Here is a 12,758-nt window from a genome sequence, read left to right as displayed (position 1 = left end):
CTTCGGGTGCGGTGTCCGATCAGCCGTTGCGCGGGCCCGGGAAGGCCGTCGGCCTCACCTCGTCGCGGAGGGCCGGGCTGCCGGCCGTCGGCTGGGTGGGCATGGAGCGGGCCGCGGGGACCGTCGGGACCGTGGGGAGACCGGTGCCGACATTGACCGTGCGGTTGCCCGACGGCTCCGGGGTGCGCTCGGCCTCGGCCGCGGCGGGCTGGGCCGCGGCCCGGCGCGCGCCGTAACGGCGGTGGACCGCTTGTTTGGTGACGCCCAGTGCGGAGCCCACGGCGTCCCACGAGAAGCCGAGCGAGCGGTCGAAGTCCACGGCCGCCGTGACCAGGGTCTCGACACTGTCGCGCAGCTCCTGGGCGAGACGTACCGTCGGGGCGGGCGCGCGTCCGTAGACGACGAAGCCCGTGGAGGGGCCGGAGCGGCGCGGGCGGTAGACGTTCCCCAACTGGGCGGTGAGCGTGCGCAGTGCGTCCACCTGCCGGCGGACCCGCTCGATGTCCCGCACCAGCAAGTGCAGGCTGGCCCGAGCCTGGGCGTCGTGGGTTGCGTGGTCGGCCATGAACAAGCCTCTCGAACCGGCGATGAAAGGAATGGGCCGCGATGGGGGCCCGATGTGGTCAACTCTGTCTTGACCAACGCGGATTCGCTCCGTGGGTCACGGTGTGGGGGCGTGGGGGCGTGTGCGTGCGCCCTGTTTGCGCGGGGTGTGCGCCTCGGCCTGCGGGTCTGCGGCGTCGTTTCCCACCCGCGCACTGCCCGTAACGGTCAGCCGAGAGGTCCGGGTCTCCCGTGGGGGGCCGAGCGCCGTCGGCGGCTTTCCGGGGTCGGCTCATAGACTGGTGTGCTGCCCGTCGTTCACCCCCGCCCGAGAGGCCCCCACCACCCCATGAAGCTCGTCTTCGCCGGTACACCCGAGGTCGCCGTTCCCGCCCTGGACGCTCTTCTCGCCTCCCGGCGGCATGAGGTGGCCGCTGTCGTCACGCGGCCCGACGCGCCGGCCGGGCGGGGGCGCAGGCTCGTCGCGTCGCCCGTCGCCGAGCGGGCGGAGGAGGCCGGGATCGAGGTGCTGAAGCCCGCCAGGCCGAAGGACCCGGAGTTCCTGGAGCGGCTGCGGGAGATCGGGCCGGACTGCTGCCCCGTCGTCGCCTACGGCGCGCTGCTGCCCCGGGTCGCCCTCGACGTTCCCGCGCACGGCTGGGTCAATCTGCACTTCTCGCTGCTGCCCGCCTGGCGGGGCGCGGCGCCCGTGCAGCACGCCATCATGGCCGGCGACGAGATCACCGGGGCGTCCACGTTCCTGATCGAGGAGGGCCTCGACTCCGGGCCGGTGTACGGGACGGTGACCGAGGAGATCCGGGCCACCGACACCAGCGGCGATCTGCTGACCCGGCTGGCCTTCGCCGGTGCCGGGCTGCTCGCGGCGACCATGGACGGGATCGAGGACGGCACGCTGAAGGCCGTACCGCAGCCGGCCGACGGAGTCACCCTGGCCCCGAAGGTCAACGTCGAGGACGCCCACCTCGACTGGAACGCCCCCGCGCTGCGCGTCGACCGGGTGGTGCGGGGCTGCACCCCGGCACCGGGCGCCTGGACCCTGTTCCGCGGTGAGCGGCTCAAGCTCGTCCAGGTCGCCCCTGTCCCGGACCGGACGGATCTCGCCCCGGGGCAGATCTCCGCCCGGAAGAACAACGTGTACGTCGGCACCGGCTCGTACGGCGTCGAGCTGCTGTGGGTGCAGGCGCAGGGCAAGAAGCCGATGCGGGCGGCGGACTGGGCGCGCGGGGTGCGGATCGCCGAAGGGGAGCGGCTCGGGGGCTGATCCACCCGCGACATGTTCACGCCCCGCGCGGCGTAGGCTGGACGGCGCACTTCATCTCACACCCGGAGCACCTTTTTCGTGAGCGACCAGCCCCGTCGGACCCGCCCGTCCGGCAAGCCCTACCGTCGGCCCAAGAAGGACCCTGTCCGCATCCTCGCCTTCGAGGCGCTGAGGGCCGTGGACGAGCGGGACGCCTACGCCAACCTCGTTCTGCCGCCGCTGTTGCGCAAGGCGCGGGAGAAGGACGACTTCGACGCCCGGGACGCCGCGCTCGCGACCGAGCTGGTGTACGGGACGCTGCGGCGGCAGGGGACGTACGACGCGGTCATCGCGACCTGCGTGGACCGGCCGCTCGGAGAGGTCGATCCGCCGGTGCTGGACGTGCTGAGCCTCGGTGCGCACCAGCTGCTCGGGACGCGGATCCCGACGCACGCGGCCGTGTCCGCCACCGTCGAGCTCGCGCGGGTCGTGCTCGGCGACGGGCGGGCCAAGTTCGTCAACGCCGTGCTGCGGAAGGTCGCGCAGCACGATCTGGACGGCTGGCTGGAGCGGGTCGCACCGCCTTACGACGAGGACCCCGAGGACCATCTCGCCGTCGTCCACTCGCATCCGCGGTGGGTCGTGTCGGCGCTGTGGGACTCCCTCGGCGGCGGGCGCGCCGGTATCGAGGAGTTGCTGCATGCCGACAACGAGCGGCCCGAAGTGACCCTGGTCGCGCGGCCGGGCAGGGCCACCGCCGAGGAACTGCTCGGCGAGGACGCCGCCGTGCCGGGGCAGTGGTCGCCGTACGCCGTGCGGCTGACCGAGGGCGGCGAACCGGGCGCCATCGCCGCCGTCCGTGACGGGCGTGCGGGCGTGCAGGACGAGGGCAGCCAGCTCGTGGCGATCGCCCTCGCGAACGCGCCCTTGGACGGGCCCGACCGGCGGTGGCTGGACGGGTGCGCGGGGCCCGGCGGCAAGGCCGCGCTGCTCGGTGCCCTCGCCGCCGAACGGGGCGCGACGCTGCTCGCCTCCGAGAAGCAGCCGCACCGGGCGGGGCTCGTGGCCAGGGCGCTGGAGGGCAATCCCGGGCCGTACCAGGTGATCACCGCGGACGGGACACGGCCGGCGTGGCGCCCCGGCAGCTTCGACCGGGTCCTGGTCGACGTGCCGTGCACCGGTCTGGGCGCCCTGCGACGCCGCCCCGAGGCACGCTGGCGGCGCCGGCCGGACGACCTGGAGGGGTTCGCGCCGTTGCAGCGCGGGCTGCTGCGTACCGCCCTGGAGTCGGTGCGGGTCGGCGGTGTCGTGGCCTACGCGACGTGCTCGCCGCACCTCGCCGAGACCCGGGCCGTCGTCGCCGATGTGCTCAAGCAGGTTCCGGACACCGACCTCGTCGACGCGCGTCCGCTGCTGCCCGGCGTACCGGATCTGGGCGACGGCCCCGACGTACAGCTGTGGCCGCACCTGCACGGGACCGACGCCATGTACCTGGCACTCATTCGCCGGACCGGCTGACCCCCGCCGAGACGCTCTGCCGGGCCGACGCACCGCCGTCGTCCCTGGCCAGCCGATGCGGCCACCACACCTTCGGACCCACGTCCAGGAACAGCGACGTCACCAGGACCGAGCGCACGACGAACGTGTCGATGAGGACGCCGAGGGCGACCGCGAAGCCGATCTCGGCGAAGGCGACCATCGGGAGGGTGCCGAGGGCGGCGAACGTGCCGGCCAGCACCAGGCCCGCGGAGGTGATGACCGCGCCGGTGGCAGCGAGCCCCGTGATCACGCCCTGTCTGGTGCCCTGGCGGGCCGCCTCCTCGCGGATGCGGGTGGTGAGGAAGATGTTGTAGTCGATGCCCAGGGCGACCAGGAAGACGAAGACGAACAGCGGGAAGTCGGTCGCCTCCCCCGCGTAGTCGAAGATGTGGCGGAAGGTTAGGGCGCTGAGGCCCAGGGCCGCCGTGAAGGACAGGATCACCGTCCCGACCAGCAGCAGCGGGGCGATCAGCGCCCGTAGCAGCGCGCTGAGGATCAGCAGGACGACGGCCAGGACCAGCGGGATGATCACCACGTTGTCGCGGGTCGTCGCCCTGTCCATGTCGATGAGCCCGGCCGTGCCGCCGCCCACCCGGGCGTCCGCGTCCGGTACGGCGTGCACCGCGTCCCGCACCCTTTCGACGGTCTGCTTGGCCGCCTCGCTGTCCGCCGGATCGGTCAGGGTCGCCTCGAACAGCACCTTGCCGTCGTTCACGGGTCTCGTGCCCGGGGGCAGGCCGAGCGAGGTCGGCACGACGCCCTCGGTCCCGGCGACCGCGCGGCCCACCTGCCGGGCCTGCGCCTGGTCGGAGACGATGACGAGCGGGCTGCCGCTGCCGGCGGGGAAGTACCGCTCGGCGACCTCCTGGCCGACGATCGAGTCCGGTTTTCCGGTGAAGGCGTCCGCGTTGCTGATGCCCTCCGCGCGCAGCTGGATGAGGCCGAGCGAGCAGACCGCGAGGACGAGAGCCGTCACCGCCCAGACCGTGCGCGGTCGGCGGGCGATCCCGCGTCCGGTGCGGGCCCAGATGCCGCGCCCGGTGGGGTCGGCCGAGCCGAGGTGCGGGATCACCGGCCAGAAGATCCAGCGGCCGAAGATCACCAGCAGGGCCGGGAACAAGGTCATCATCGCCAGGAGGGCGACCGCCACGCCGATCGCGGCGACCGGGCCCAGGCCGCTGGTGGAGTTCATCTCCGCGACCAGCAGCACGAGCATGCTCAGCACGACCGTCGCCCCGGAGGCGAGCACGGCGGGGCCCGCCCGGTGCAGGGCGCGCGCCATCGCCTCGTGCCGGTCCTCGTGGCGGCGCAGTTCCTCCCGGTAGCGCGCCACGAGCAGCAGCGCGTAGTCCGTCCCCGCGCCGAACACGAGCACCGTGAGGATGCCGGCGCTCTGCCCGTTGACCGTCAGGCCCGCGTACTCGGCGAGGAAGTAGATCAGCGCCTGCGCGGTGAACAGCGCGGCGATCACGGCGAGCAGCGGGACCAGCAGCAGGGTGGGACTGCGGTAGGTGATCAGCAGCATGACGATGACGACGGTCATGGCAGACACCAGCAGCGTCGAGTCGATGCCCTCGAAGGCCTTGGAGAAGTCCGCCGACGTGCCGCCCGGCCCGGTGATGTGCACGGCGAGGCCGCCGTGACCGTCTCCGGTGACGTCCCGCATGGAGTCGACCGCGGGCGCGATCCGTTTCCAGCCCTTCTCGTCCATCGTGATCGGTACGAGGATCTCCGCCGCCCGGGGATCGGCCGGCCGGTCGTAGACGGGCCCCCGGGTCTCCGCGCCCCGGATGCCGTGGTCGCGCAGCTGCCTCAGCCGGGCCGCGTCCTCGGTGATCTGCGCGCGGTCCTGTGCGGTGAGCCCGCTGTCCCGGGCGTAGACGACGACCGCGGGGAGCTGCTCGGGCCGGAAGCCCTTCGACAGCTCCAGGACCTGCGTCGACTCGGCGGACCCCGGCAGCCAGGACGCCGCGTCGTTGTCCTGGGCATCGGTGAGCTTCATCGCGAACGGCGCGGTCAAGAACAACACGACCACCCACAGACCCAGCACCAGCCACTTCGCCCGCCGCCCGCACACGAGGTGCCCGATGCCCTGCTTCATGGCAAAGCCTTCCGCGAAGACGCCTCTTCAGGGGCGCGGGGCTGTGTCATGTGCGGCTCCGCCGCGTGGGCGCGACCAGCCACATACAACCCGCAGCCGAACAGAACGACCGGCCCTGTGGGACCCCCACCGCCCAAGCCCAGCGCAGCGCATAGGCTAAGGACATGGCCGCGCAGATCAACCCCAGCATCCTGTCCGCAGACTTCGCCCGCCTCGCGGACGAGGCGAAGGCCGTGCAGGGAGCCGACTGGCTCCACGTCGACGTCATGGACAACCATTTCGTCCCGAACCTCACGCTCGGCGTGCCGGTCGTGGAGTCGCTCGCCCGAGCGACGGACACCCCGCTGGACTGCCATCTGATGATCGAGGCCCCTGATCGGTGGGCGCCGCAGTACGTGGAGGCGGGGGCCGGTTCCGTCACCTTCCACGTCGAGGCCGCCGCCGCCCCGGTCCGGCTCGCACGGGAGATCCGCGCCAAGGGCGCCCGCGCCTCCATGGCGCTGAAGCCCGCGACCCCCATCGAGCCGTACGAGGACCTGCTCCCCGAGCTCGACATGCTGCTGATCATGACGGTCGAACCGGGCTTCGGGGGACAGGCCTTCCTTGACATCATGCTTCCGAAGATTCGCCGCACCCGCGAGTTGATCAGCAAGCACGGACTGGAGCTCTGGCTCCAGGTCGACGGCGGAGTTTCCGCTTCCACCATCGAGCGCTGCGCCGACGCCGGAGCCGATGTCTTCGTGGCCGGATCGGCGGTCTACGGGGCAAACGACCCGGCCGAGGCGGTACGTGCACTACGCACCCAAGCGGAGGCGGCGACGGCGCAGGCCTCCTGGGCCTGCGACCACTGAGCCACAGCAAAGTGAACGGCTCTCATCAGGGCTGATCAACCGCGCCGGATCTGCAAGGATGAACGGCGAATCCAGAGTGTGAACAGCAGTGAGGAGATCGCCGTGTCGGGTATGTCGGCGGGCCGGTCAGCCATGCGGATGGGACCCGCTGAGCTGGTGCAGGCGGCGGCCATGGCCCGCCGCTTCTACCTTGAGGGCAAGTCCAAGATCCAGATCGCGGAGGAGTTCGGCGTCAGCCGCTTCAAGGTGGCCCGGGTCCTGGAAACCGCCCTCGAACGGGATCTCGTGCGTATCGAGATCCGTGTGCCTGCAGAACTGGACGCCGAGCGCTCGGACGCGCTCCGCGCCCGCTACGGCCTCAGGCACGCCGTCGTGGTCGAGTCCCCGGCCGAGGCCGAGGAGACACCCGACCCCGAGAACCTGGGAGAGGTGGCCGCCGACCTGCTCGGCGAACTGGTCAACGAAGGTGATGTGCTGGGCCTGGCCTGGGGCCGCTCCACCATCCACATGGCGGCGGCGCTCGACCGGCTGCCGCCGTGCACGGTCGTGCAGCTGACGGGTGTGTACGACGCCGGGACCGCCGAACGCGGCTCGGTCGAGGCCGTGCGACGGGCCGCTCAGGTGTCCGGCGGCGACGCCCACCCCATCTACGCGCCGATGCTGCTGCCCGACGCGGCCACGGCCTCGGCACTGCGCAACCAGACGGGGATCGCCCGGGCCTTCGAGCACTTCGACAAGGTCACCGTCGCCTGTGTCTCCATCGGCTCCTGGGAGCCGGGCATCTCCACGGTGCACGACATGCTCACCGAGGAGGAGCGCGCGCACTACGCCTCCCTCGGTGTCGCCGCCGAGATGTCCGCGCACCTCTTCGACGCCGAGGGCCGCCGGGTCGGACGGGACCTGGGCGAGCGGTGCATCACCGTCAAGGCCGACCAGCTCCGCCGGGTCCCCGAGGTCGTCGCGATCGCGGGCGGGCAGCGCAAGGGGCCGGCGATCGACGCGGTGCTGCGGTCCGGGCTCGTCACCAGCCTGGTGACGGACACGTCGGCCGCGGACTACCTGATGACGGCGGGGCCGACGCCCAAGTCCGCGTTCAACCGGTCCGACCCGGACGGAGCCTGACGGATGGTCGGCGAGTCGCGAAAGGTGACGGACGACCCGGCGGGCCGGATCGTGCTCACGCTGGACCTCGGCGGGGTCATGGACAAGGCGGGCCTCATGGACCGCTGCGCCCGTGACCTGGCCCTGCCCGAGTGGTTCGGCCGGAACTGGGACGCCCTCGCCGACTGCCTGTCCGACCCGGACCTGTGGCCCGAGGGGGCCGTGGACCGAGGGTTGCTGGTCGTCGTCACGGGCTGGCGGGCCTATGCCGAGACGCGGCCCGAGGAGTGGCAGGTCGCGGAGGAGATCTTCGCCGAGGCGACCGACCGCGGCCCGGGTCTCTTCGTGACCCTCGGGCTTGGAGCATCCTCCGAGGAGCCCCCTGACCAGCCTGGATGATCTGCTGGGGGACGTCCGGAGGCCCGGCGTGGGAGAATGAAGTACGTGCTCTTTCCCCCTGGCCGGCCGGTCAGGGGGTCACCTCTGATCGACTGGGATGTGCAGCACGTGCGTTTCCTCAATGACATCCAGCCCGGGTACGACCTGACGTACGACGACGTCTTCATGGTGCCGAGCCGCTCCGCGGTCGGCTCGCGCCAGGGCGTGGACCTCAGCTCCCCGGACGGCACGGGCACCACCATCCCGCTCGTCGTCGCCAACATGACCGCCATCGCCGGGCGGCGCATGGCCGAGACCGTGGCCCGCCGCGGCGGCCTGGTCGTGATACCGCAGGACATCCCGATCGAGGTCGTCACCGAGGTCGTCTCCTGGGTGAAGAGCCGCCACCTGGTCCTGGACACCCCGATCATCCTGTCCCCGCACCAGACCGTCGCCGACGCCCTGGGGCTGCTGCCCAAGCGGGCGCACAACGCCGGTGTCGTCGTCGACGAGAACCACAAGCCCATCGGCGTGGTCACCGACTCCGACCTCTCCGGCGTCGACCGCTTCACGCAGCTCGCCGAGGTCATGTCCCGGGACCTGCTGCTCATCGACGCGGACAAGGACCCCGGCGAGGCCTTCGACACCCTCGACCACGCCAACCGCCGCTACGCCCCCGCGGTGCACCAGGACGGCACGCTCGCCGGCATCCTCACCCGCAAGGGCGCCCTGCGCGCCACGCTCTACCGGCCGGCCACCGACGCGCAGGGGCGGCTGCGCGTCGCCGCCGCCGTGGGCATCAACGGCGACGTCGCCGGCAAGGCCGAGCAGTTGCTGGAGGCGGGCGTCGACACGCTCGTCATCGACACCGCGCACGGCCACCAGGAGTCGATGATCAGCGCCCTGAAGCTGGTGCGCGACCTCGACCCGCAGGTCCCGATCGCCGCGGGCAACGTGGTGGCCGCGGCAGGCGTGCGTGACCTCATCGAGGCGGGCGCGGACATCGTCAAGGTCGGTGTCGGACCCGGCGCCATGTGCACCACGCGCATGATGACCGGCGTCGGCCGGCCGCAGTTCTCCGCCGTCCTGGAGTGCGCCGCCGAGGCCAGGAAGTACGGCAAGCACGTGTGGGCCGACGGCGGCGTCCGCCACCCGCGCGACGTGGCCATGGCCCTCGCCGCCGGTGCGTCCAACGTGATGGTCGGCTCCTGGTTCGCGGGCACCTACGAGTCCCCGGGCGACCTCCAGCACGACGCGCAGGGGCGTGCCTACAAGGAGTCCTTCGGCATGGCGTCCGCGCGAGCCGTGCGCAACCGCACCTCGGACGAGTCGGCGTACGACCGCGCCCGCAAGGCGTTGTTCGAGGAGGGCATCTCCACCTCCCGCATGTACCTCGACCCGGCCCGCCCGGGCGTCGAGGACCTGATCGACTCGATCATCGCGGGCGTCCGCTCCTCCTGCACCTACGCCGGTGCCGGCTCCCTGGAGGAGTTCGCCGAGAAGGCCATCGTCGGCATCCAGAGCGCCGCCGGCTACGCCGAGGGCAAGCCGCTGCACGCCAGCTGGAGCTGACCCGCCCGGCGCCCTCGTGCAAGGCCCCCGACGAAAAATCGGGGGCCTTGTGAGGGTCCACGGCCTACCGTCGTGCGCCATGGAGATCACCGTCTGCCGGGCAGCCGACGTCGAGATGCTCGACCGGTGCATCGGCTCCCCGGGCGCCACCTCGTTCCACGCGCGCCGCTTCGAGCGCCAGGAACAGGGTCTGAGCACCTATCTCGTCGCCTGGTACGGCCGACGACCCGTCGGCCACACGGAGGTGCGCTGGGGCGGCTGCGACGACGCGACGGTGCGGGCGGCGTGGCCCGGCTGTCCGGAGATCAACGCACTGAGCGTGTGGCCCGAGTCGCTGCGCTCGCGCGGCATCGGCAGCGCCCTGGTCCGGGCGGCCGAGGAGCGGGCCCGTGCGCGGGGGCGCACGGCCGTCGGCCTCGGCGTCGCCGACGACAATCCGCGCGCCGCCGCCCTGTACGCCCGGCTCGGCTACCAGGCCCTCGCCCCCTACCTCGGCCGGTGGTCGTACGAGGACCACGACGGCGTCACGCGCGAATGGGTCGAGAAGCTGACGTTCCTCGTGAAAGAGCTGCCCTGAGCAAGCCATGCACAACGGATAAATGCAACCGCGCAACGAACCTCCGGCCGATCGCGAGGAACGCAATGATCTTGCGGATGTGCGCAAGGTTGCTGCATTTCACCAGCAACGCAGATGCTCGTAGGCTGTCGCCTCGTACGTGGCGTGGCAGGGACCCCGCTCGGTGGGCCCCTGTTCAAGGGTGCCGCCCGTCCCTGTCGCCCTGACCGGCAGCGATAAGGAGCCAGCGCGTGCTCGACCAAGGCGCACCCCCGCAGAACTCAGGCCAGACAGCCGCCCAGGCGTCCCCCGGCATAGGCGCGCGCCTCATGCGCCGCAAGCCCGTGGAGCGCCTGGTCGAGGAGGGTGGTCAGGGCGAGGGAGGCTCGCTGCGCCGCACCCTCGGGCTGTGGCAGCTCACCATGATCAGCATCGGTGCCACCCTCGGCACCGGCATCTTCGTCGTCCTCGGCGAGGCCGTGCCCAAGGCGGGGCCGGCCGTCACGCTCTCCTTCGTCATCGCCGGCCTGACCGCCCTGTTCTCGGCGCTGTCCTACGCGGAGCTGGCGGGCACCATCCCGGTCTCCGGCTCCTCGTACTCGTATGCGTACGCAACGATGGGCGAGCTGATCGCCTGGATCTGCGGCTGGTGCCTCGTCCTCGAGTACGGCGTTTCGGTCGCCGCCGTCGCCGTCGGCTGGGGCGAGTACCTCAACGAACTGCTCGACGGCACCATCGGCGTCACCATCCCGGCCGCGCTGTCCGCCCCGCCCGGCGACGGCGGCGTGTTCAACCTGCCCGCGCTGATCGTCGTGCTGCTCGCCATGGCGTTCCTGATGGGCGGCGCCCGCGAGTCCGCCCGCGCCAACACCGTCATGGTCATCGTGAAGATCGCCGCGCTGGTGCTGTTCTGCGCCATCGGCGTCCAGGGCTTCCGCTCCGGCAACTACGAGAACTTCATGCCGCTCGGCATGGCGGGCGTCAGCGCCGCCGGTGCCACGCTGTTCTTCTCCTACATCGGCTTCGACGCCGCCTCCACCGCCGGTGAGGAGGCGAAGAACGCCCAGCGCGACCTGCCCCGCGCGATCATGCTGTCGCTGGTCATCGTCACGGCCCTGTACGTCCTCGTCGCCGCCGTCGCGGTCGGCGCCAAGCCGTGGAAGAACTTCACCGACTCCGAGGCCGCCCTCGCCCAGATCATGCGCGACGTCACCGGGCAGACCTTCTGGGGCACCCTGCTGGCGTTCTGCGCCGTCATCGCCATCGCGAGCGTCGTGCTGACCGTGCTGTACGGCCAGACCCGCATCCTGTTCGCCATGTCCCGCGACGGGCTGGTGCCGAAGGTCTTCTCCAAGGTCCACCCGAAGACCAAGACCCCCCGCACCAACACCCTGATCGTGTCGCTGTTCTGCGGTGTCCTGGCCGCCGCGATCCCGCTCGGGCAGCTCGCCGACGCCACCAGCATCGGCACCCTGTTCGCCTTCGCGCTCGTCAACGTGGCCGTCGTGGTGCTGCGCCGCACCAAGCCGGACATGCCCCGCACCTTCCGGGTGCCGCTCTCCCCGGTCCTGCCCGCGCTGGGCTTCGGCTTCTGCCTGTGGATGATGGGCAGCCTGTCGGCCGTCACCTGGGTGGTCTTCGGTGTCTGGATGGCCGCCGGGCTCGTGTTCTACTTCCTGTACGGCTACCGCCGTTCCCGACTCGCACCATCCGAAAAGTGAACGACCCACTGTGCTGAACGATCTCGACGAACGCATCGTGCACGCCCTCGCCGAGGACGCCCGCCGCTCCTACGCCGACATCGGCCAGATCGTCGGCCTGTCCGCGCCCGCCGTGAAACGGCGGGTGGATCGGCTGCGCGCCACCGGAGCCATCACCGGCTTCACCGTCCGGGTGGACCCGGGCGCCCTCGGCTGGGAGACCGAGGGGTTCGTCGAGATCTACTGCCGTGGCAACACCTCCCCGGAGACCATCCAGCGGGGCCTGGAGCGCTACCAGGAGGTCGTGGCCGCGTCCACCGTCACCGGGGACGCGGACGCGATCGCCCAGGTCTTCGCCTCCGACATGCGGCACTTCGAACGGGTCCTGGAGCGGATCGCCGGGGAGCCGTTCGTCGAGCGGACCAAGTCCGTGCTCGTGCTGTCGCCGCTGCTGCGGCGCTTCTCGTCGGGATCGCCCACGTAGGCGGGATCGCCCGCGTAAGTCCGTGGCCCGATCCCGGTGCCAGGCCTAGCATCGGTGCCATGACCTGGCGACATTGATCCACCAGCCGTGCCTCCCGAGGGCCGCCTCGGACGCCGTACCTCCGGCGTCCGATCCGTCCCTGCGGGAAGGCCTCATGACACTCTCACCCGCACGCGTGCCCGCCACCGGTGTCCGGCGGCTGACGACCACGCTGTACGGCTACGCGTTCCTCGACGACTTCGTCCTGCTCTACCCGGTGTACGCGCTGCTGTTCGCCGACACCGGCATGTCGCTCTGGCAGATCTCCTCCCTGTTCGCCCTGTGGTCGATCACCGCGGTGGTGCTGGAAGTGCCCTCCGGCGCCTGGGCCGACGCCGTGTCGCGTCGGAGGCTGCTGTGGATCGGCCCGCTGCTCACCTCCGCCGGCTTCGCCCTCTGGGTGGTCGTCCCGTCGTACGGGTCCTTCGCGGTCGGCTTCGTTCTGTGGGGTGCGGGTGGGGCGCTCGGTTCGGGCGCGCTGGAGGCGCTGGTCTACGACGAGCTGGAGCGGCTCGGTGCCGCCGACCGATACGCGCGGACCATGGGCCGGGCCCGGGCCGCCCGGCTGGCGGGCACCGTTGCCTCCATCGGCCTGGCGGGGCCCGTTCTCGCCCGGGGCGGCTACGCGGCCGT

At 71.8% G+C, this 12,758-nt stretch carries 12 protein-coding genes; 10 read left to right on the top strand and 2 right to left on the bottom strand.

Annotation, left to right across the window (positions count from 1 at the left end):
* Positions 1 to 19: 19 nt before the first annotated feature.
* Positions 20 to 565 carry a hypothetical protein gene (locus SSQG_RS06545; protein WP_003988941.1) on the bottom strand — a complete coding sequence of 182 codons (546 nt, stop codon included), beginning with the start codon at positions 563 to 565 and terminating at the stop codon, positions 20 to 22.
* A gap of 327 nt (positions 566 to 892) precedes the next feature.
* On the opposite strand from SSQG_RS06545, the gene fmt reads away from it, so the two are divergent.
* Together fmt and SSQG_RS06535 are read left to right on the top strand one after the other, a co-directional pair.
* Positions 893 to 1,825, top strand: a complete 933-nt coding sequence (gene fmt / locus SSQG_RS06540; protein WP_003988940.1) for a methionyl-tRNA formyltransferase — start codon at positions 893 to 895, stop codon at positions 1,823 to 1,825.
* 78 nt (positions 1,826 to 1,903) lie between these two features.
* Positions 1,904 to 3,322 (top strand): RsmB/NOP family class I SAM-dependent RNA methyltransferase, encoded by a 1,419-nt coding sequence (locus tag SSQG_RS06535; RefSeq protein WP_003988939.1) that lies wholly within the window; start codon positions 1,904 to 1,906, stop codon positions 3,320 to 3,322.
* On the opposite strand, the gene SSQG_RS06530 is transcribed toward SSQG_RS06535, so the two are convergent.
* Positions 3,303 to 5,444 (bottom strand): MMPL family transporter, encoded by a 2,142-nt coding sequence (locus SSQG_RS06530; RefSeq protein ID WP_003988938.1) that lies wholly within the window; start codon positions 5,442 to 5,444, stop codon positions 3,303 to 3,305. The two genes, SSQG_RS06535 and SSQG_RS06530, sit on opposite strands and share 20 nt — an antisense overlap.
* Before the next feature lie 164 nt (positions 5,445 to 5,608).
* Here SSQG_RS06530 and rpe point away from each other — a divergent pair, with 164 nt between their 5' ends.
* From rpe to SSQG_RS06490, 8 genes are all read left to right on the top strand, one after another.
* Positions 5,609 to 6,295: a ribulose-phosphate 3-epimerase gene (gene rpe / locus SSQG_RS06525; protein WP_003988937.1), complete on the top strand. Its 687-nt coding sequence runs from the start codon at positions 5,609 to 5,611 to the stop codon at positions 6,293 to 6,295.
* A gap of 78 nt (positions 6,296 to 6,373) precedes the next feature.
* Entirely contained in the window at positions 6,374 to 7,417 is a 1,044-nt protein-coding gene (locus tag SSQG_RS06520; RefSeq protein ID WP_003988936.1) for a sugar-binding transcriptional regulator, read from the top strand.
* 24 nt (positions 7,418 to 7,441) lie between these two features.
* Positions 7,442 to 7,795, top strand: a complete 354-nt coding sequence (locus tag SSQG_RS06515) for a barstar family protein (protein WP_003988935.1) — start codon at positions 7,442 to 7,444, stop codon at positions 7,793 to 7,795.
* A 108-nt stretch (positions 7,796 to 7,903) separates the two neighbouring features.
* On the top strand, positions 7,904 to 9,346 hold the full coding sequence (locus SSQG_RS06510) for a GuaB1 family IMP dehydrogenase-related protein (RefSeq protein ID WP_039934834.1): 1,443 nt from the start codon (positions 7,904 to 7,906) through the stop codon (positions 9,344 to 9,346).
* Between the two features lie 79 nt (positions 9,347 to 9,425).
* Positions 9,426 to 9,923 (top strand): GNAT family N-acetyltransferase, encoded by a 498-nt coding sequence (locus SSQG_RS06505; protein WP_039932059.1) that lies wholly within the window; start codon positions 9,426 to 9,428, stop codon positions 9,921 to 9,923.
* A gap of 230 nt (positions 9,924 to 10,153) precedes the next feature.
* Positions 10,154 to 11,623, top strand: a complete 1,470-nt coding sequence (locus tag SSQG_RS06500) for an amino acid permease (RefSeq protein ID WP_003988932.1) — start codon at positions 10,154 to 10,156, stop codon at positions 11,621 to 11,623.
* Positions 11,624 to 11,633: 10 nt separating this feature from the next.
* The gene (locus SSQG_RS06495) at positions 11,634 to 12,086 is read left to right on the top strand and encodes an Lrp/AsnC family transcriptional regulator (RefSeq protein WP_003988931.1); all 453 of its coding nucleotides are present in this window, start codon (positions 11,634 to 11,636) and stop codon (positions 12,084 to 12,086) included.
* Between the two features lie 154 nt (positions 12,087 to 12,240).
* The coding region (locus SSQG_RS06490; RefSeq protein ID WP_039934831.1) for an MFS transporter at positions 12,241 to 12,758 on the top strand (518 nt) is incomplete at its 3' end.

It is taken from the genome of Streptomyces viridochromogenes DSM 40736, from assembly GCF_000158955.1.
In the GTDB taxonomy this organism is placed as follows: Bacteria; Actinomycetota; Actinomycetes; order Streptomycetales; family Streptomycetaceae; genus Streptomyces; species Streptomyces venetus.
Note: the sequence above shows the minus strand (reverse complement) of the source record. Positions and strands in the feature narration are given on the sequence as shown.